The sequence below is a fragment of the Rhodanobacter sp. C06 genome, assembly GCF_002001105.1.
Lineage (GTDB): Bacteria > Pseudomonadota > Gammaproteobacteria > Xanthomonadales > Rhodanobacteraceae > Rhodanobacter_A.
Genome location: NZ_MUNP01000046.1, coordinates 131887 through 151739, shown reverse-complemented (window position 1 = coordinate 151739; position 19853 = coordinate 131887). Strand labels below are relative to the sequence as shown.

Genomic DNA, 19853 nt, shown 5'->3' with positions numbered 1-19853 from the left:
TAATGCGATAACGCGCGATCACGCGCGCAGCATCGCTTCCAGCAGACGCGGCACCTCGGCGGTAGCCGCGGCGAGATGGGCGAAGATCTCCTCGATGCTGATCTCGTCCTCGTCGCCGCAGCCGGCGGCATAGTTCGCCACCAGGGCGAGGCAGGCGTAGTCCAGCCCCAGTTCGCGCGCCAGCGCGGCCTCGGGCATGCCGGTCATGCCGACCAGGTCGCAGCCGTCGCGCTTCATGCGCGCGATCTCGGCGCGGGTCTCCAGCCGCGGCCCCTGGGTGGCGCCGTAGCAGCCGCCGTCGATCACCGCGATGCCGGCCTTGCGCGCGCCCTGCAACAGGCGGTGGCGCAATGCGGCGGTGTACGGCTCGCTGAAGTCGATGTGCTTCACCTCGGCGCCTTCGACGTCGCAGAAGCTGGTGTAGCGACCGTGGGTGTAATCGATCAGCTGGTCGGGCACCACGATGGCACGCGGTCCCATGTCGGTGCGGATGCCGCCCACCGCGTTGACGCCGATCACCGTGCGCGCGCCGAGGCCGTGCAGCGCCCACAGGTTGGCGCGGTAGTTCACCCGGTGCGGCGGCAGGCTGTGGCTTTCGCCATGGCGGGCGAGAAAGGCCACCCGCTTGCCGGCGAAATCGCCCAGCACCACATCGCCCGAGGCCGCGCCCCAGGGCGTCTCGACGGCGCTACGCTCGACGTTCTCCAGCCCCGGGAACTTGTACAAGCCGCTGCCGCCGATCACGGCGAGGTCGATGGCGTGCGGCGTGCTCATGCGCCGGTCTCCTTCAAGGCATAGATGGCCGGCAGGTTGCGACCTTGCTCGTGGTAGTCCATGCCGTAGCCGAACACGTAGCGGTCGGGCAGCTCGACGCCGTTGAAGTCGGCGACGATGCCCGCGACCAGACGGTCGTGCCGCTTGCTGCACAGGCTGGCGATCAGCACGCGCTTCGCGCCGCGGTGCAGGCAGTCGTCGCGCACCGCCTTCAGCGTGTGGCCCTCGTCGAGGATATCGTCCACCAGCAGCACGGTGCGATCTGCCAGGTCCGCCGCCGGTTCGCGCAGCCAGTGCAGCTCGCTGCCGGAAGTGGCGCCGCGGTAGCGGGTGGCGTGCACGTAGTCGAATTCGAGATCAGTGCGGATCGCCAGCGCAAGCTGGCCGGCGAACATCAGCGCGCCGTTCATCACGGTGAGGAACACCGCGCGCTCGCCGTCCAGCGCGGCGTCGATCCGCCGGCCGAGGTCGGCGATCACGGTTTCCAGTTCGGCGCGCTCGAACAGCACGTCGGCATGCGCCAACGCGTCGCGGAGGGAGGGAGTCGTCGCGTTCATGCGTTGTCCGGTGCGGCGTCCAGCGCCGTGATGCGCGCGACGAAGCGGTCGCGCTGGGGGTTGTCGGTGAGGCTGTCCCAGCTGGCGCCGATCGCGCCGCGCAGCGGAAGCAGCCGCTCGGGATGGGCCGGCACGCGACCGGCGACAGCGGCGATAGCCCGGTCCACCACGTCGGGGAAGCAGGCCAGCACCAAGTCGCAACCGGCATCCAGGTGGCCGAGCACGCGCTCGGCCACGCCACCGGCCACGCCGGCGGCGGCCATGCTGATGTCGTCGCTGATCGCCGCGCCGGCGAAGCCCAGTTCGCCGCGCAGGATCTCGCCGATCCACGCGCGCGAATAGCCGGCCGGCTGCGCGTCGACGGCGGGATAGACCACATGCGCCATCATCACCGCCTCCACCCGCGCCGCGATGCATTCGGCGAACGGGCGCAGGTCGTCGCGGCTGATGACGTCCAGCGAACGCGGATCGACCGCTAGCGCCTTGTGCGTGTCGGCGGCCACCGAGCCGTGGCCGGGAAAGTGCTTGAGCACCGCGGCCATGCCGGCCAGGTGCATGCCGCGCACGTAGGCCGCGGCGAGTTCCGCGGCCACGGCGGGATCGGCATGGAAGGCACGCGTGCCGATCGCGGCGTTGCCGCGCGCGAGATCCGCCACCGGGGCGAAGCTGAAATCCACGCCGCAGGCGCGCAGCTCGCTGGCCATCACCCAGGCATGTTCCTCGGCGAGACGCACCGCTTCGGACGGGTCGCGGTCGTGGACCTCGCCGATCCGTGCCAGCGCCGGCAAGCGGGTGAAGCCCTCACGGAAGCGCTGCACCGGTCCGCCCTCCTGGTCCACCGCGATCAGCAACTGCTCGCCGCCGATCTCGCGGATGGATTCGCACAGCGTCATCAACTGCGCGCGATCGGCATAGTTGCGCGCGAACAGGATCACGCCCGCCACGCCGGGTGCGGCGAGCCACGCGCGTTCGCGCTCGGCGACTTCGAGTCCGGCCAGGCCGATCAGCAGCATCAGGGATTCGCTCCATCGTTGGCGTCGCGCTCGGCCTGCGTCCAGCGGGCATACGGATGCGTGATCAGGTTGACGTTGTAGTAGCGCGCCAGCGCGCTCACCTCGCGCCCCAGCCACGGCGGCCGCGGGAATGGCGCGTCCGACCGCGGCAGTTCCACCTCGGCCACCACGAGGCCGGCATTGTCGCCCAGAAACTCATCGATCTCGAACAGCGTGCCGTCGACCGTGACGTGATGGCGCCGCTTGCCCAGCACGCCGTCGCACAGCGTGGCCAGCAACGTGTCGGCATCCGCCGGCGGGATCGCGTAGTCGTACTCGGCGCGCTCGATGCCCAACCGCGCAGCCTTGATGTTGAGCCAGGCCTCATCGCCCGCCAGCCGCACCCGCACCGAAGCCCGCGCCAGTCCCGCCGCCAATGCCGCCGCGCCGACCAGATAGCCTTGCACGAGGTGCTCGCTGCGCTCGATCGCATCGCGCCAGCTGTCGCCGCGCAGGAGGAATTTGCGTTCGATTTCTATGGGCATCTGATGAAGCGCCATGTATCACAGGTTTATTGAAGAGTGCGGCCATGGATGGCCGCCCGTTTAATCTTCGCGGTCAGGAAGACCGCTCAAATACAGCAATCGACTCCACGTGCGCGGTGTGGGGGAACATGTCCATCACACCCGCCGCGCTGAGCCGGAAACCATGCTGGCTCACGAGGATGCCGGCATCGCGCGCCAGCGAGGCGGGATGGCAGGAGACGTAGACGATGCGGTTCGTCGCCTGGTGCGGCAGGTAGGCCAACACCTGGTCGGCGCCGGCGCGCGGCGGGTCCAGCAGCAGCTTGTCCCAGGGCTGGCGCGCCCAGTCGGCACCGTGCTGGTCCTCGAACAGGTTGGCGACATGGAAGCGCGCATTGGCGATGCCGTTGCGTGCGGCGTTCTCCGCGGCGCGCGCCACCAGCCCGTGCTCGCCCTCGACGCCCGCCACCTCGGCCACGCGGCGCGCGATCGGCAAGGTGAAGTTGCCCAGCCCGCAGAACAGGTCCAGCACGCGGTCGCTGGCCTGCGGATCGAGCAGCTCCATCGCGTGCGCCATCATCTTCCGGTTCATGCCGGCGTTGACCTGCACGAAATCCAGCGGCTGGAATTCCAGTTCCACGTCCGCCGCACCGCCGCCCGGCGACAGCGTGAACGCCAGCCGCGGCGCCTCCGGCCACAGCGGATGCACGCTGCTCACGCCACCCGGCTGCAGGTAGATCGCGAAACCGTGCGCCTGGCCGAATGCGGCCAGTGTCGCACGGTCGCGCTCGCTCAACGGCTGCATGTGGCGGAACACCAGCGCCACGGTGTCGTCCCCGGCGGCGAACTCGATCTGCGGAATCTCCGAAGCAGCGTCCATGCCGCTCACCAACTCGCCGAGCAGTTCGATCTTCTCGCCCAGCGCAGGATGCACCACGTCGCAATGGCGGATGTCGGCCACATAGCGCGGATTGGCCTCCTCGCGGAAACCCACCAGCACGCGCCCCTTCTTCGCTACCGCACGCACCGACAAGCGCCCCTTGCGGCGATAGCCCCAGGGCTCATCGACCAGCGGTGGCAGCCACCGCGCCGGCTCCACCTTGCCGATGCGCGCGAAGTTGTCGGCCAGCACGCGCTGCTTGGCGCCGATCTGCGCTGCCGCGTCCAAGTGCTGCAGCGAGCAGCCGCCGCACTGGCCGAAGTGCGCGCACTTGGGCTGCACGCGATGCGGCGAGGCGCTGAGCACTTCGACCGTTTCGGCCTCGTCGAAGTGGCGATGGCGCTGGCGGATGCGCAGGCGCACGCGTTCGCCTTCGAGCGCACCGGCGACGAACACCGCCTTGCCGTCGATGCGGGCGACGCCACGGCCGTCGTGGCTCAGGTCGGTGATGTCGGCTTCGAGTTCGGGTGCAGGCGCGCGGGGGCGGGAGTTGGATCGGGACATGGTCTGCGGGGCTTCAACACGGCAGGGGCAGACCGGCCATTATCCCTGATTGCTTCCCGCGACGCTGCAACAGGCGCCCACCCCCTCCCTCTCCCCGGAACCTCTCCTCGCTCCCCGATGCCGGCGCCAGCCGTGGCGCCTTCCCGCGTGCCCGCAGCGGGCGAAGGGGATCAGGCGCTCACTTGCGCTGCCAGGCGCCGGCGGCATCCTGGTAGTACCAGCCGGCATGCGCATGTTCGATCCAGGTCTGCGCGAAGGTGGCGCGGATCTGCGCTTCCCACTCCGGATGGTTGTTGGCGTTGGCGATCTCGCGGTACAGCGCGGCGCGGTCGCGGTTCTCGTCGGCCACGGCGGCGTTGGCCTGGGCGCGTTCGGCGAGCGGCAGCTTGGCCGCGTCGCGCATGGCCACCATGCCGTCGCGGGTGAAGCCCACCGCGCCGCTGTCCAGCAAGGCCTTCAGGGAGCGCTCGAAGCGCGTGCGCATCCGCTCGTGGATCGCCTGCACCGCCGGCGTCTGCACGCGCAGGTTCGGCACGTCGGCGGCATAAGCGGCCGGCACCAGCAGGTCCAGCAGCATCGCCGAGGGCTGATGCGCGGGTGGCGGATTGTCCTGCGCGGGGGCGTTCTTGTCCGCCGCGGGTGCCTTCTGCCCGCTGCCGTCGAGCACGGTGCCGATGAACTGGTCGGCGGCCTTCTGCGCCGCCGCCTCGGGGAAATAGACGTTGATCGTGACGCATCCCACCAGTGCGACGGCCAGCATGGCGAGGATGGTGCAGGTGAGCTTGCGCATGTGCCACTCCTTTGAACGAGACGTCCGCAACGGCTTCAGCGAACCACCGGCGCGTGACCGTTGATGGCTTCGCGCAGGCGACGCACCAAGGTGGGCCAATCGACCCGGGTCTGGTGGCCGATCACCTCGAGATGCGGCAGGCCGCTGCCTTCGACGATAGTGTAACCGCCATCGTCGCTCTCCAGCCCGCCCATCTGGCAGACCGCGCCGCGCAGCGTGCAGCTGAGGCCGATGCGCTTGTAGCCGAAGGTCTTGAACAATTTCAACATCGCGCCCTGCAGGCCGCCGGCCATGCTGCCGCCGCCCACCGTGGTGAGGTTGTTCACCGCGCGCTGGCTGATCCGCCCGCCGCTGCCGGCGAGCAGCGAGGCCTTGAACGCGACCGGGTTCCAGTTCGCCAGTCGCAGATCGTCGATGGTGCCGTCGAGTCGCCCGGTGATGCTGCCGAAGTCGAACACGCTGGTGATCGCGCCGAGGTCGAGCTGGTTGAGGCTGATGTCGCCGGCCAGCACCGGCGCATCACCGAACGGCTGCTGCAGCGAGAGATGGGTGACGTCCACGAAACCGTCGAACACGTTCACCGACAGGCCGCCCTCCAGCTCGAAGCGATCGCCGACCCAGCGCAGCGAGGGAACCGCGCCACCCAGCGTGCCGGGGAAGGACGGCCAGCCCAGCGCGTGGCTGAAGCTGGCCATGTCGATGCCGGCGACGGTGAGGCTGGTGGCGAGGCGCTGGCCCTTCACCGCCGCCGGGCGCCAGTCCAGGCTGGCCAGCCGCAACTGGCCCTTCAGCACCGGCACGGTGAGCGGCTGCTGCAAGGCCAGCGTGCCGTCGCGGCTCTGCCAGCGGGACTGCGCCGCGCCGTTGGGAATGCGGTAGAACTGCAGGCCCTGCCAGCCCAGCGTGGTGGCGGGACGATCGCCCTGTGCCGTCCAGTCCAGGCCGCCGCGAAGGTCGCTCACCGCGAAACGGCCGGCGCCGTCGGCCAGGTCCAGCCGGTCGGTGTCGAACGCGAAAGCGTGCAGGCCGTCGCTGCGCAGATCCAGACTGCCGCTCAACTGCCCCGCGGAGCGCACGTCACGCAGGCCCAGCGTGGCCAGCCAAGCCTGGCCGTAACGTTCGTACGCTGCCGGCAAGCTGGCGTGGAAGCGATCCAGTTCCAGCTTCTGCAGGTTGCCCTTGGCGTCGAACGCCAGCGCGCCGTCCAGTTGCAGCGCATCGGCATCGTCCACGTGCAGGCGATCCAGTTCGATCGCGCCGCGACTGGCGCGTGCGCCGATGTCCAGCTGCACCGGGTGCGCGGGCAGTTTCGCGTACAGTGGCCCAAGCAGCAGTTCGCCGCCGCCCAGGCTGCCTTGCAGGCTGATCCGCGCTCCGTCGCCGCCGTTCTCGAAACCGAAACGCCCCTTGCCGCTGATGCCCTGCCCCGCGAGGGTGCCGCTGGGCGTGTCGAAGCCTACGCCGGCCAGGGTGAACTCGCCGGAGGACTGCACCCCCGCATCGCCTGCGTCCAGCGCGAGATCGGCATCCAGCCGACCGGCGCCGAGCCGGCCGGACCATACCGTGCCGAGCAGGCCCTGCAGCCAGCCCGCCGGCAACTGGCGCAGGCTGATCTTCGCGTGGCTGAGCTGGTCCAGCGGCAGCCACGCGCTGGCTTGCGCCTTGTCCTGCTGCAACTGCACCTGCATGGTGTCGGAAGCGGGATTCACTACCCAGCTGAGCTGCGCGTTGCCCAGCGCGCCGCCCGGTGCGCCGCGCAACTGCACGTGGCCGTCGAACACCCAGCGCTGCTGTGCATCGCGCTGCAGCCGGCCGTCGAGATGCAGGCCCACGCGCCGCCAGCCCATCGCGGCAATATCCGCCTGGTCGGCCTGCAGCTGCAGATGCAGGCCGCCGGCCGGATCCTCGCTGATCCGGGCGCTCAGGTCCTGCAGCCGCAGGCCCGGCAGACTGAGCTGTTTCGCGGCGACCGTGATGTCCGCCCGCGCCGGCCCCGCCAGGGCCAGGCCAAGGCCGAGCAGCAGGAACAGGCACAGCAGCAGATGGCTTGATGTCGGGCGCATGTCGGGCCATTCTGCCAAAACCAGCTGAACCAAGGACCCGGTCATGCCAGCCAGCCCCGTTGCCCCCCCCTTCACCGCGTGTGCTGGTGGCCGACGACGATCCGGCCAGCCGCCGCTTCCTGTGCGATGGATTGCGCTCGCTGGGCGCCCACGTGACGGATTGCGCCGATGGCGTGCAGGCGCTGCGGCAGGGTCGCGGCGAACCCTTCGACCTGCTGCTGCTGGACTGCCGCATGCCCGGTGCCGGCGCCCGCGAGGTGCTGGCGGCGTTGCGCGCCGACGCCCAGGCCCGTTCCGCCGGCAGTCTCGCGGTCGCCAGCTCCGCCGAGCTGGACAGCACCGAACAGCGCAGCCTGCTCGCCTGCGGCTTCGGCGACGTGCTGCGCAAACCCTGCGGCATCGCCGACCTGCAGCGCCTGCTGGCCCGGCTGCCCGGTGTCACGCCGGTGTTGGACGATACCGCGGCCCTGCGTGCCAGCGGCGACGCCAGCACCATGCAGGCGCTGCGCCAGCTGCTGCGTGGCGAGCTTGCCTTGCTCTACCAGGAGCTGGGCATGCCGGTTCGCGACCAGGCGGCACTGGACGACCGGCTGCACCGGCTGCGTTCGTCCTGCGGATTCTGCGGCACCGCCGCGCTGGCCGCCGAGGTGGCCAGCCTGCAGCTGCGGCTGCGCGAGGAGCCACACGCTGTCGCCCCCGCCATCGCGCGATTCCGCAGCGCCGTGCAGGTCACGTTGCAGGCCCTGGACACCTGAGAGCCGGCCGCCTCAACGACGCGGCTGCACGCCCGCCAGCATGCGCCACGCGCGCAGCTCGCCCCCGCCCAGGTGGTAACGGATGACCTCGCGCATCAGCCGCCGCAACGCCGCCGCCCCCGCGGGGTCCGGCATGCGGTCTTCGGCCAGCGCCAGCAGGTCGCCGCCGCGCACGGCACGGGCCGCACCGGCCGCGCAACGCACGGCGCCTTGCTCCACGTCGTAGCGGTAATGTGCCTGCGCCTGCAGCGCCTCCTCGCCGCCGGCCTCGCAGCGCAATTGCAGTCCGTAGCCGATGGCCTCCAGCAGGTCGCGCTCGAAACGGCGCAACGTCCATCCCGCCGGTTCGCCCGCGGCCAGCCGCGCCAGCGTGCAGGCATAGGCGTCGAACAACGCCGGATGGGCATCCTGCCGTGCGGTGAGCCGCACCACCAACTCGTTGAGGTAAAGCCCCGCCAGGCCGTGATCGCCGGTCAGTCGCAGCGGCATGCCCACCGTCTCGACTCCCGTCAGCGTGGCCAGTTCGCCGCGCAACAGCAGGTCCAGCGCCAGCAGCTGGAATGGCTCCAGTTGCGCCCGCCGCAACTTCGCCCGTTCGCCACGCACCCCGCGCGCCACCACGCCGAGCCGGCCTTGGTCGCGGGTCAGGCATTCGAGCAGCAGCGAAGTCTCGCGGTAGGGCCGCGCATGCAGCACGTAGGCGGGTTGCTGGTCGAGTCGCATGAAAAATCAGGAGTGAGGAACGAGAAGTGAGAAGTGGGACCGCGCAAGCAGCGAAAGGCGAATGGCGATGATGCGAGAAGCATCCCCGGCTTCTCTCTCACTTCTCACTCCTCACCTCCCACTCCTAATCCGTATAGCCGAACTTCTTCAGCATCGCTTCGTCGTCCACCCAGCCTTCGCGCACCTTCACCCACAACTTGAGGAAGACCTTGCGCTCGAACAGGCGCTCCATGTGCCGGCGCGCGGCCGTGCCGATGGCCTTGAGCTGGGCGCCGCCCTGGCCGATCACGATGGCCTTCTGGCCGGCGCGCTCCACCCAGATCACCGCGTGGATCTCGGCGACTCCGTCGGGACGGTCATTGAACTGCTCGATCTCCACCGTGGTGGCATAGGGCAGTTCCTGGTCCAGCCGCAGCATCAGTTGCTCGCGCACCATCTCAGCGGCGAGGAAGCGCTCGCTGCGGTCGGTGATCTCGTCCTCGCCGTAGACCGGCGCGCGCACCGGCAAACGGGCGAGGATGGCCCGCTCCAGCTCGGCCAGGCCCTTCTTCTTCAACGCACTGGCGTAGTGGATCTCGTCGTACTGGTGCTTCTCGCTCAAGCCGGCGACGAACGGCAGCAGGGTCGTCTTGTCCTTGCTGAGGTCCACCTTGTTGATGACCAGCAGGCGCGGCGCCTTCTGCTCGGTGAGCGCGGCGTACAGCGCCTCGTCCTCGTCGGTCCAGCGGCCGGCCTCGATCACCTGCACCACCAGGTCCACGTCGCTGATCGCCGCTCGCGCGGCACGGTTGAGGCTGCGGTTCATCGCCCGCTTGGCGCCGCGGTGCAAGCCGGGCGTGTCGACATAGAGGATCTGCCCCGCCTCGCTGCTGGCGATGCCGAGAATGCGGTGGCGGGTGGTCTGCGGGCGCGGGCTGACGATGGAGAGGCGGAAGCCGATCAGCGCATTGAGCAGGGTCGACTTGCCCACGTTCGGGCGACCGGCCAGCGCGACCAGGCCGCAGCGATAGTCGGCATGCGGCAGCACGCCGTCGGCAACGGGTTCGTCGGAATGATCCATGGGAATGGGTGCTCGGGCTGGGAGAGGCATTGTAGTCGCGCGTGCCGCTTGCTGCCGCAAGCAGCGGACTGCTCAGGCGGCGCGCGACTGCTCGATCAAGTGGGCCAGCACGCTGTCGGCGGCGTCCTGTTCGGCCTGGCGCCGGCTGGAGCCGCTGGCCTCGGCGCTGAACGGCTGCGGCTCGGTCACCGTGCAGCGCACGTCGAAGACCTTGGCGTGGTCCTCGCCGTGGCTGTCGACCAGTTCGTACTGCGGCAGCGCATGGCCATGGCCTTGCAGCCACTCCTGCAGGCGCGTCTTGGCATCCTTGGAGGAGCGTTGCAGCGCGGCGATGCGTTCCGCGAACAACTCGCGCACCACCTGCCGGCAGTCATCGAGGCCGCCATCGAGGAAGACCGCCGCCAGCAACGCCTCGAACGCGTCGGCGAGGATGGAATCGCGGCGGAAACCGCCGCTCTTCAACTCGCCGGGACCGAGCTTCAACGCATCGCCCAGTTCCAACTCGCGCGCGATCGCCGCCAGCGCCTGGCCGTTGACCAGCTGCGCGCGCAGGCGCGACAACTCGCCCTCGCTGGCCTTCGGGTGCGCCTCGTACAGCATCTCGGCGACGAAGGCGCCCAGCAGGGCATCGCCGAGGAACTCCAGGCGCTCGTTGTTCGGCTTGCCGACGCTGCGGTGGGTCAGCGCCAGCGCGGCAAGTTCGGGATCGCAAAAACGGTAGTTCAGGGTCAAGCGGGGGCGGCTCACTCGTTCACGTTGCCCTGCATCTTCACACTCTTCTCGAAGTGCAGCAGAAAATCGATGTTGTACATGAACGGGATGTCCTTGTCGTAGACGACATGCAGCGTACTGCCACCGCCGTTGTCGCGGCTGATCGTGATGTCGGTCGGTTTGATGGTGTTGTCGCCAACGTATTGATTGTCAAACTTGAACATCAGATCGCGACGGATCTCGTCCAGTGACTTGCCCGATGTTCCGCTCGAAGCTTCCTGGTTCACCGCCTTCACCACGCCACCGTATTCGGTATAGGACGGCACCAGCTTCATCGCCATGTAGCCGAAGAAGCCCACTACCAGCAGGATCACCAGGAATCCGACCAAGGTCACGCCCGACTGTTTCGTTTTCATAGTCCCCTCAGCTATGTGACCGGCGCGGCCGGTTGTGCTTGTGTCAGGCAACCGAGTAGGCCGCCGGCACCGATTATGCCAGCGGCCACGCGGCGTGCATCCACCGCCGCGTCACATCAGTGGATGATCGTCCCGATGCGGTGGAAGTCCACGCCACCGGCACCCCAGCCCTTCCAGCTCATCCAGATCATGAAGGCCTTGCCCGCCAAGTCCTGCTCCGGCAGGCAGCCCCACCAGCGGCTGTCGGTGCTGTTGTTGCGGTTGTCGCCCATCACCAGGTAGCAGCCCGGCGGCACCTTCGAGGGCACCACGGGGTTCGGGATCGAGTTCGGCGTGGTGTAGGCCGGCATACGTGCGATCAGGTGGTTGACCAGCTTGCCGTCCTCGCGCTGCAGGTGCTCGGTCCAGACCGTGGCGCCCATGTCCAGCATCAGGCGCTCCTCGTTGCGCTGCGGGTTGCCCACGTAGGGGCCGATCTCGGTGGCCGTGACCGGCTTGCCGTTGATCAGCAGGTCGGAGCCGTGGATCTCAATGCTGTCGCCGGGCAGGCCGATCACCCGCTTGATCCAGTTCTGGCTGGGTACCGGCGCATGCGGGTCGGCGCAGCCGTAGTCACCGCTGCGCACCAGCTTGCCGCTGGCGTCTTGGCACAGATAACCCGGCCAGCGAAACACCACCACGTCGCCGCGCTTCGGCTCGCCAAGGTCGAGGAACTTGGTGTTGAACGCCGGCAGACGCAGGCCGTAGGCGAACTTGTTGACCAGGATGAAATCGCCCACGTCCAGCGTGGGCATCATCGAACCGGAGGGGATGCGGAACGGCTCGGCTACGAAGGAACGCAGCACCAGCACCGCCAGCACCACCGGGAATAGCGAGCGCGCCCAGTCCACCGGCGCCGGGTCGCGGTACTCGCTGCCGGCCGCGTCGAGGCGCGCCTTGCGCTTCTTGTAGAGGAACAGCCGATCCAGTCCCCACACCACGCCGAACAGCACGGTGAGGCCGAGCAGGATCGCGGAAAAGTCGAATTCCATGCTTACTCCTGGGAGTGCCGCTTCTTATTTGTCTGTCCGCAACACGGCGAGGAAGGCTTCCTGCGGAATCTCCACCCGACCGACCTGTTTCATGCGTTTCTTGCCTTCCTTCTGCTTCTCCAAGAGCTTCTTCTTGCGGCTGACGTCGCCGCCGTAGCACTTGGCCAAGACATTCTTGCGCAGCGCCTTCACCGTGGAGCGCGCGATGACCTGCGCACCCACGGCGGCCTGGATCGCCACGTCGAACTGCTGGCGCGGGATCAGGTCCTTCATGCGCTCGACCAGTTCGCGGCCGCGGCGATCCGCGTGCGAACGATGCACGATGAGGGAAAGCGCATCCACGCGGTCACCGTTGATCAGTACGTCCACGCGCACGAACGGGCCGGCGTCGAAGCGCTCGAAGTGATAGTCCATCGACGCGTAGCCGCGCGACACCGACTTCAGGCGATCGAAGAAGTCCAGCACCACCTCGGCCAGCGGCAGCTCGTAGGTGATCTGCACCTGGCTGGCCAGGTACTGGATCGAGCGCTGGACGCCACGCTTTTCCTGGCACAGCGTGACGATGTTGCCGATGTAGTCCGGCGGAGTGAGGATGCTGGCCACGATGACCGGCTCGCGGATCTCCTCGATCTGCGGCACCGGCGGCAGCTTGGCCGGGTTGTCCAGCGCCAGCACCGTGCCATCGCTCTTCAGCACCTCGTACACCACGGTGGGGGCGGTGGTGATGAGGTTGAGGTCGTACTCGCGCTCCAGCCGCTCCTGCACGATCTCCATGTGCAGCATGCCGAGGAAGCCGCAACGGAAGCCGAAGCCCATCGCCTCGGAGGATTCCGGTTCGAAGAACAGCGCGGCGTCGTTCAGGCGCAGCTTGTCCAGCGCCTCGCGCATCGCGGGAAAGTCGTCGGCCGAGACCGGAAACAAGCCGGCGAACACCCGCGGCTGCATGGTCTGGAAACCGGGCAGCGGTTTGGAAGCAGGCTTGCCGGCGTGGGTGAGCGTGTCGCCCACCGGCGCGCCGTGCACGTCCTTGATCGAGGCGTTGATCCAGCCCACCTCGCCCGCGGAAAGCTTGTCCAGCTTCTTGCGCTTGGGCGTGAACACGCCCACCTCGTCCACTTCGTGAGTGCGGCCGGTGGACATCACCAGCAGCTTGTCGCCCGGCCTGATCTCGCCTTGCATCACGCGGACCAGCGAGATCACGCCGAGGTAGTTGTCAAACCACGAGTCGATGATCAGCGCCTGCAGCTTGTCGGTGTCGCGCGGCTGCGGCGGCGGGATGCGTGCCACGATGGCCTCCAGCACCTCGACCACGTTGAGGCCGGTCTTGGCGCTGATCGCCACCGCGTCGGTGGCGTCGATGCCGATCACCGCCTCGATCTCGCCCTTCACCTTGTCGATGTCGGCGGTGGGCAGGTCGATCTTGTTCAGCACGGGCACCACTTCCAGGCCCATCTCGACGGCCGTGTAGCAGTTCGCGACGGACTGCGCCTCCACGCCCTGCGCGGCGTCCACCACCAGCAGCGCACCTTCGCAGGCCGCCAGCGAGCGGCTGACCTCGTAGGAGAAGTCCACGTGGCCGGGGGTGTCGATGAAGTTGAGCTGGTAGGTCTTGCCGTCGCGCGCCTTGTACGGCAGCGACACCGACTGCGCCTTGATGGTGATGCCGCGTTCGCGCTCGATCGGGTTGTTGTCCAGCACCTGCGCTTCCATCTCGCGCTCGGCAAGGCCGCCGCAGATCTGGATGATGCGATCCGCGAGCGTGGACTTGCCGTGGTCGATGTGGGCGATGATGGAGAAATTGCGGATCAGTTCCATGGAGCGCGAAGAGCCTGCCGTACCTTGGGTGGTGCCACCGCGCCTGGCGCGGGCGGCGCGCCGCCGGAATGGCGACGCGAACCCCGTATTGTCGCATGGAACTGACCCGCGTCATGCCCTCGCCACTCGACGCGGCACGGGCGCCATCGCATGGCGATGACGCCCGCAGCGGATTCGCCTTACTTGCCGTCCGGCACGGTCAGGCCGAAGAAGCGGTTCTGCCCGTCGCGGCGCACCAGCAGCAGCACCGTGGAACCGGCCTTCACGTCCTTCGTCGCGGCGCGGAACGCCTCCACGCTGCCCACCGGCTGCTGGTTCACCATCAGGATCACGTCGCCCGGCTGCAAGCCGGCCTGCGCCGCCACCGCGCCGGTGACATCGCCGACCAGCACGCCCTGCCCGGACTTCAGGTCCATCTGCTTGCGGGTGGCGTTGTCCAGCGGCTGCACGGTGATCCCCAGCGCGGCGGTGCCGCTGCTGTTCGCGCCCGGCGCCGCGCCGCCGTTGTCCACCGCATCCTGGTCACGCGGCATCGCGCCGATGGTGACCTGCACGGTCTGCTTCTTGCCGTTGCGCAGGATCTCCAGCGGCACCCGCGTACCCGGCTTGGTCATGCCCACCAGCGGCGGCAGGTCGGAAGGACTGCGGATCACGTGGCCGTCATAGCCTAGGATGATGTCGCCGAGCTGGATACCGGCCTTCTCCGCGCCGCTGCTGGCGGTCACCTCGGCGACCGCCGCGCCGGAGGCATCCGGCAGCTTGTAGGCCTTCTCCATGTCGTCATCGACGGCCTGGACCAGCACGCCCAGCTGGCCACGCGTCACGTAGCCCTTGGTCTTGAGCTGCTCCACCGCGTTCATCGCCACGTCGATCGGGATCGAGAACGACACGCCCTGGTAGCCGCCCGTGCCGGAATAGATCTGCGAGTTGATGCCCACCACCTGGCCCTGCAAGTTGAACAACGGGCCGCCGGAATTGCCGCGGTTGATTGGCACGTCGGTCTGGATGAACGAGGTGTAGGGCTGGTCCTGGCTGCCCAGGTTGCGGCCGATCGCGCTGACGATGCCCTGGGTCACGGTGTAGTCGAAACCGAACGGCGAGCCGATCGCCAGCACCCACTGGCCGGGCTTCAAGCCACGCGAGTCGCCGATGCTCACCGTGGGCAGGCTGCCGCCCGCGTCCACCTTGAGCAGGGCGATGTCGTAGGTGGGATCGGTGCCCACCACCTTGGCGTCGAGGATGCGCCGGTCCTGCAGGCGCACGATCACCTTGTCGGCATCGGCCACCACGTGGTTGTTGGTGAGGATGTAGCCGTCGCCGGAAATGATGAAGCCCGAGCCCAGCGAGGTATGCGCCTGTTCCGCCGGCGACGGCATCATCGGCATGCCGAAGAAGCGGCGGAACAGCTCGGCCTGCGGATCGTTCGGCATGCCGCCCTGCCCCGACAGGCCGCGTGCGTTCGGCTTGCTGCGACCGCTGTACTTCGCCTCCACCTGCACCACGGCGGGTGCGTTCTTCTGCACGATGCCGGTGAAGTCCGGCAGGGAGGCCGCGACAGGTGCCGGCTGGGCCTGCACCACCGGCACGGCCAGGACCGTGCCGGCCAGGGCACAGCACACCAGCAGGCTCAGGCGGGAGCTGCGCAGGATGGATGATTTCATGACGCCTCCTAGGATCGGTTCAGGCTTCGGAACGGACACGCGCCACCGACGGCCCTGGTCGGGTCGCGGGTGAGCGGAACGGATGGAGAGGCGGACCGCGGTGCGTGCACGCGGTCCCGCCTTACTGGGCGCTGGCGCCTTGGCGCGGAGCGTCCGGCACTTGCTGCTGGGCCGGGTCGAGCAGGATCAGGTAGCTGCCGTCATGATTGTCCAGCGTGCGGTAGCGCTGCGCGCGAAACGGCGACATGCCGCGACCGCCGTACGACGGCGAGAGGCCGGCATCGACCGGCGCAGCCAGCGTGGCCGAGGCGCGCTGGCTGAGCAGGCCGGGCGCCTTGCCGCTCAGCCACGGCGGCACCACCGCCACTTCCGGCTGCGGCGCGGCGGCTGGCGCGCTCTTCACCGGCATGCCCGGCGGCGCAGCCTGCGCGGTCAGCGGGGCCGCGTGCCGTTCGGCATCGCCGGTGGGCTGGGCGATCATCAGTGCCGCGGCAGCGACGCTCGCAGCGATCGCGCCACCGGCGGACCAGCGCAGCCAGCGATGGTGGCGCGGCATGGCGACCACGACCGATTCCTGCTCGATCGCCAGCATCACCCGCGACACGAAGCCGGCCTCGGCCAGCGGCGGCAGCTGTTTGCGCAAGCCGTCGCGGGCGACGTGATAGCTCACCCAGGTGCGGCGCAGCTCGCCGTCGTGGTCGAGCCGGCGCAGCAGGAAGCGCAGTTCCTCGTGCGACAGTTCGCCGTCGATGCCGGCCGAAAGGTGTTCACGCGCATGCTGGTCTGGCTGGTTCATGTCTGCTCCTCGCGATCCGACAACAATGGTCGCAACTTCTCGTCGATCGCCTCGCGGGCCCGGAAGATGCGCGAACGCACCGTACCGATCGGGCAGCCCATCGCCTCGGCGATTTCCTCGTAGCTCAGGCCGTCCACCTCGCGCAGCGTGATGGCCACCCTGAGTTCCTCAGGCAGCGCTTGGACAGTGGAAAACACCGAATGTTCAATTTCCTGCCGCATCAGCTCGCGCTCGGGGGTGGCGCTGTCGTGCATGCGCTCGGCGCCGGACAGGAACACGGCGTCCTCGGCGTCGATGTCGTCGGTGGGCGGACGCCGCCCCATCGCCACAAGGTGGTTCTTCGCGGTGTTCACCGCGATCTTGTACAGCCAGGTGTAGAACGCGCTGTCGCCGCGGAACGAGCCGATCGCCCGCCAGGCGCGGATGAAGGACTCCTGCGCGATGTCCTCGCACTCGGCGTGGCTCCTCACGTAGCGCGAGACCAGCCCGATCACCTTGTGCTGGTATTTGCGCACCAGGAGATCGAAGGCACGCTTGTCGCCGCCCTGCACGCGTTCGACCAGTGCCCGATCCAGTTCGTTTTCGCCCGTGCGGGCCGTTTCCGTCGTCAATGCCGTCTTCCGCTGCGGAGCTTGTGCCAGAACGAGCGCTGCTCAGACCGGGGCCGGGCGCGCAAGTTCAGCGTACCCATGAGTGTAGCGATTCCACCCTGACGTACGGCTGTGCCATCGGTTGACCCGTCTGGGTCAACCGAGCATGGGGACGAGGGGTGCCCGGCTCAAGCCGGCACGGCGGTCGGCTGGCCCAGCAACTGCTGGCGCTCGGCCAGCAGGCGCTCGAAGGAAACCACCGGCAGCGGCCGGCAGAACAGGTAGCCCTGCAGCTCGTCGCAATCGTGGGCACGCAGGAACGCCAGGTGCTGCTCGGTTTCCACGCCCTCGGCCACCACGCTGCGGCCGAGCCGGTGCGCCATCTCGATGGTGGCGCGCACGATCGCCTCGTCGTCCGGGTCCACGCCGATGTTGCGCACGAAGCTCTGGTCGACCTTGATGCGGTCGGCCGGCAGCTTGCGCAGGTAGTCCAGCGAGGCAGCGCCGGTGCCGAAGTCGTCGATCGCGATCCGGCAGCCCAGCCGGTGCAACGCCTGCAGGTTCTCCACCAGGTTCGGCGCGGCCTTGATGCTGATGCTCTCGGTGATCTCCAGCTCCAGCAGGGTGGGATCGAGCCCGGTTTCCTGCAGTGCGCGGAACACCGTGGCCGGCAGCTTAGGTTCCATCAGCTGCAGCGCGGACAGGTTCACGCCCAGGCGCAGGCGCAGGCCGTAGCGCTGCTCCCATTCCTGGGCTTGGCGGCAGGCCATGCGCAGCACCCATTCGCCGATCGGCACGATCAGGCCGGTCTCTTCCGCCAGCGGGATGAACACCGCGGGGCTGATCGGCCCCAGCTCGGGGTGCTCCCAGCGCAGCAGCGCCTCCATCCCCACGATGTCCTCGCTGTCGGTGCCGACCTGCGGCTGGTAGACCAGGCGCAGTTCGCCATTGCCCAGCGCATGGCGCAGGCGCGAGCGCAGCGCCAGGCCGTGCTCGCGCGCGTACTCAGGGCTCACCTCGTAGATGCGGCAGTTGTTGCGGCCCTGACGCTTGGCCGCGTACATCGCCTCGTCGGCATGCTTGAGCAGGGTTTCCGCATCGGCCGCGTCGTCGGGGAAGAAGCTCACGCCGATCGACACGCCGACTTGCAGGCGGGTGCCGTTCTCCAGTTCCAGCGGCTCGGCCACCACCTGCAGGATCTTCTCGGCCACCCGCTGCACGTCGTCGTTCTTCACGATGTGGCGCAACACCACGGTGAACTCGTCGCCGGCATAGCGCGCCACCGTATCGGAGGCGCGCACGCTGCCGCGCAGGCGACGGGTGACTTCCTGCAGCACCTGGTCGCCGGCGGCGTGGCCGTGGGTGTCGTTGATCGCCTTGAAGTGGTCGAGGTCGACGAACAGCACGGCGAAGCATTCGCCGTTGCGCACCGCCTCGCGCAGGATCGATTCCAGCCGGTCGCCGAACAGCAGGCGGTTCGGCAAGCCGGTGAGCGCGTCGAGCAGGCCCTCCGCACGCCCTTGCTCGCGGGTGAGCCCCAGCTCCAGCCCCTGCGCGAAGCGCGCCGCCGCGCAGCGCAGCAGCGGCTCGACGATCGCCATGTCGCCGAAGCCGCGCCGGGTGCCGGCCAGCATCGCGCCCAGCACCACGCGGCGCTCGTCGAGGAGCGGCAGGCCCACGAAACCGGACAGCTCCAGCAAGGGCAGCAGCGGATCGGTGGGCACCCGCTGCACCGCCTCGCTGCGGTAGAGCACCGGCTCCCCGTCGAGGACGCGCTGCAGCAGCGTTTGGGACTCGATTGGCGGCCAGGCCGGTTCCGCGCCGTTCCACAGCTGCAGCAGCGGCGCCAGGAACTCGCTGCCCTCGTTGCGCACCGGCCACACCGCCAGGTAATCCAGCGCCATCTCGTCGAACAGCAGCCGTGCGCTGGCGTCGCGGGTGGCGCCGCCGCCGCTGGTGGCGAAGATGCGCGCCAGCAGGGCCAGTGCGTTTTCCGCCGCACTGCGGCCTTGCGCGGGCATCGCTGGCGCAGCGGCGGGCGGCAGTTGCTGCCAGCGCGTCAGCAGCTCGGCTTCGATCTGGGCCGCATGCAGCCAGCCGGCGATGTCGTCGGGCAATTGCGCGGCCTGCAACGGCGCGTCTTCGTCGAGGATCGCCAGCATCGGTACGCCGGCCCCGGCATCCAGCGCGCGCAATTGCTCGCAGCACTGACGCGCCTGCGCGGCATCGTCGCCGAGCACCGCCACCATCAGCTGCAGCGGCTGGCGCCCTTCCAGCAGGATCGCCGCGTGCTGCGCGTCGCGGGCGCTGTGGATGTGCCGGCAACCCGACTGGTCGAACACGTCGAACAGGCGGCGGCGCAGATCGCGCCGCGCGGCGAGGACGAGGATGCCTTCGCTCATGCCTGTTGTCCGCTCAGCCAGCGGCCGTCGCGCAGGCGCAGGCGCTGCGGCAACTCAGGTTCGCTGTCGATGCAGGTGATCAGCTCACCCAGTTGCTCGACCAGGGCCAGTGGTGCGTTGAGCAGCACCACGCGGCGCAGATGTCCGGTGGTCGCCCGCGCCAGCTGCCGCAGCAGGGTGAGGTCGGCTGCCGCCAGCGGCAACTCCAGTTCCTGCAGCACGTAGACGCCGAAATGCATGCTCTGCTGCATGTAGCGCAAGGCTTGGCCGAGGCGCTGCGCGTCCGGCACGCGCGCATGCGCGTCGCGCAGGCTGGACAGCCCCAGCCCCGGCTGCCACAGGTACACCGCCTGCCCGCTGTGGCGGGCGATGCCGCGGAAGTGTTCCAGCAGGGCGGCGCCATCTTCGCTGCGCACCGCCACCACCCCGGCAGGCGCGGCCAGGATCCGTTCGAAGACGTCGTGACCGGAAGATGGCAGCGGCATGTCCATCATCGATGTCATCGTGGCTCCCAGGATCGTTCGGCGCCGGCTGGCGGGATGGTGCACCGTCGGCCGGCACGCATGGCGCATTCTCCACGGTTTCAGCCCATTCTGGGGCCTGTCCGCCACCAGCGGAGCGAACCGCTTCACATTCGACCGATCGGAAGATTCCGAAACCCGACGCAAGTCCATGCGAGTCCTCTCCGGCGCGCATCTCGCATTCGTCCGGACGGGACGGTAAGGTTCGGGCTTCGTCCACCACCCTCC

General features: G+C 68.9%; 20 protein-coding genes. 2 read left to right on the top strand and 18 right to left on the bottom strand.

Going from position 1 to position 19853, the window contains the following annotated elements:
* Positions 1–18: 18 nt before the first annotated feature.
* From B0E52_RS09790 to B0E52_RS09760, 7 genes are all read right to left on the bottom strand, one after another.
* Complete coding sequence (locus tag B0E52_RS09790) at positions 19–774, bottom strand: S-methyl-5'-thioinosine phosphorylase (RefSeq protein ID WP_077483634.1); 756 nt, start codon at positions 772–774, stop codon at positions 19–21.
* Positions 771–1331: a hypoxanthine-guanine phosphoribosyltransferase gene (locus B0E52_RS09785; protein ID WP_077483633.1), complete on the bottom strand. Its 561-nt coding sequence runs from the start codon at positions 1329–1331 to the stop codon at positions 771–773. The genes B0E52_RS09790 and B0E52_RS09785 overlap by 4 nt, the downstream gene beginning before the upstream one ends.
* Positions 1328–2344: a beta-N-acetylhexosaminidase gene (gene nagZ / locus B0E52_RS09780; RefSeq protein WP_077483632.1), complete on the bottom strand. Its 1017-nt coding sequence runs from the start codon at positions 2342–2344 to the stop codon at positions 1328–1330. The genes B0E52_RS09785 and nagZ overlap by 4 nt, the downstream gene beginning before the upstream one ends.
* The gene (locus B0E52_RS09775; protein ID WP_077483659.1) at positions 2344–2868 is read right to left on the bottom strand and encodes a CYTH domain-containing protein; all 525 of its coding nucleotides are present in this window, start codon (positions 2866–2868) and stop codon (positions 2344–2346) included. Before B0E52_RS09775 ends, nagZ begins: the two co-directional genes overlap by 1 nt.
* Before the next feature lie 73 nt (positions 2869–2941).
* On the bottom strand, positions 2942–4291 hold the full coding sequence (rlmD, locus tag B0E52_RS09770; protein ID WP_077483631.1) for a 23S rRNA (uracil(1939)-C(5))-methyltransferase RlmD: 1350 nt from the start codon (positions 4289–4291) through the stop codon (positions 2942–2944).
* A gap of 178 nt (positions 4292–4469) precedes the next feature.
* Positions 4470–5081, bottom strand: a complete 612-nt coding sequence (locus tag B0E52_RS09765) for a YdbL family protein (RefSeq protein WP_077483630.1) — start codon at positions 5079–5081, stop codon at positions 4470–4472.
* A gap of 35 nt (positions 5082–5116) precedes the next feature.
* A complete protein-coding gene (locus B0E52_RS09760) occupies positions 5117–7144 on the bottom strand; it encodes a hypothetical protein (RefSeq protein ID WP_077483629.1) in 2028 nt (675 codons plus the stop codon).
* Between the two features lie 59 nt (positions 7145–7203).
* Here B0E52_RS09760 and B0E52_RS09755 point away from each other — a divergent pair, with 59 nt between their 5' ends.
* Positions 7204–7899: a response regulator gene (locus B0E52_RS09755; protein WP_254426755.1), complete on the top strand. Its 696-nt coding sequence runs from the start codon at positions 7204–7206 to the stop codon at positions 7897–7899.
* A 12-nt stretch (positions 7900–7911) separates the two neighbouring features.
* Here B0E52_RS09755 and recO read toward each other — a convergent pair whose 3' ends face one another.
* From recO to B0E52_RS09700, 11 genes are all read right to left on the bottom strand, one after another.
* A complete protein-coding gene (recO, locus tag B0E52_RS09750; protein WP_077483627.1) occupies positions 7912–8622 on the bottom strand; it encodes a DNA repair protein RecO in 711 nt (236 codons plus the stop codon).
* A gap of 124 nt (positions 8623–8746) precedes the next feature.
* On the bottom strand, positions 8747–9682 hold the full coding sequence (gene era / locus B0E52_RS09745) for a GTPase Era (RefSeq protein WP_077483626.1): 936 nt from the start codon (positions 9680–9682) through the stop codon (positions 8747–8749).
* A gap of 72 nt (positions 9683–9754) precedes the next feature.
* Entirely contained in the window at positions 9755–10414 is a 660-nt protein-coding gene (rnc, locus tag B0E52_RS09740; protein WP_077483625.1) for a ribonuclease III, read from the bottom strand.
* An 11-nt stretch (positions 10415–10425) separates the two neighbouring features.
* A complete protein-coding gene (locus B0E52_RS09735; RefSeq protein ID WP_077483624.1) occupies positions 10426–10809 on the bottom strand; it encodes a DUF4845 domain-containing protein in 384 nt (127 codons plus the stop codon).
* 116 nt (positions 10810–10925) lie between these two features.
* Positions 10926–11840 carry a signal peptidase I gene (gene lepB / locus B0E52_RS09730; RefSeq protein ID WP_077483623.1) on the bottom strand — a complete coding sequence of 305 codons (915 nt, stop codon included), beginning with the start codon at positions 11838–11840 and terminating at the stop codon, positions 10926–10928.
* Positions 11841–11864: 24 nt separating this feature from the next.
* Positions 11865–13655, bottom strand: coding sequence for a translation elongation factor 4 (gene lepA / locus B0E52_RS09725; RefSeq protein WP_077483622.1), 1791 nt, complete (start codon positions 13653–13655; stop codon positions 11865–11867).
* A gap of 179 nt (positions 13656–13834) precedes the next feature.
* Positions 13835–15316, bottom strand: coding sequence for a DegQ family serine endoprotease (locus B0E52_RS09720; protein ID WP_077483621.1), 1482 nt, complete (start codon positions 15314–15316; stop codon positions 13835–13837).
* Between the two features lie 121 nt (positions 15317–15437).
* Positions 15438–16112 (bottom strand): sigma-E factor negative regulatory protein, encoded by a 675-nt coding sequence (locus tag B0E52_RS09715; RefSeq protein ID WP_077483620.1) that lies wholly within the window; start codon positions 16110–16112, stop codon positions 15438–15440.
* Positions 16109–16723 carry an RNA polymerase sigma factor RpoE gene (gene rpoE / locus B0E52_RS09710; RefSeq protein WP_077483619.1) on the bottom strand — a complete coding sequence of 205 codons (615 nt, stop codon included), beginning with the start codon at positions 16721–16723 and terminating at the stop codon, positions 16109–16111. Before rpoE ends, B0E52_RS09715 begins: the two co-directional genes overlap by 4 nt.
* A 167-nt stretch (positions 16724–16890) precedes the next feature.
* A complete protein-coding gene (locus B0E52_RS09705) occupies positions 16891–19104 on the bottom strand; it encodes a bifunctional diguanylate cyclase/phosphodiesterase (protein ID WP_077483618.1) in 2214 nt (737 codons plus the stop codon).
* Positions 19101–19589, bottom strand: a complete 489-nt coding sequence (locus tag B0E52_RS09700; RefSeq protein WP_343124498.1) for a hypothetical protein — start codon at positions 19587–19589, stop codon at positions 19101–19103. Before B0E52_RS09700 ends, B0E52_RS09705 begins: the two co-directional genes overlap by 4 nt.
* Between B0E52_RS09700 and B0E52_RS18560 the strand changes: the two genes are divergently transcribed.
* A complete protein-coding gene (locus tag B0E52_RS18560; protein WP_168174169.1) occupies positions 19588–19827 on the top strand; it encodes a hypothetical protein in 240 nt (79 codons plus the stop codon). The two genes, B0E52_RS09700 and B0E52_RS18560, sit on opposite strands and share 2 nt — an antisense overlap.
* Positions 19828–19853: the final 26 nt, after the last annotated feature.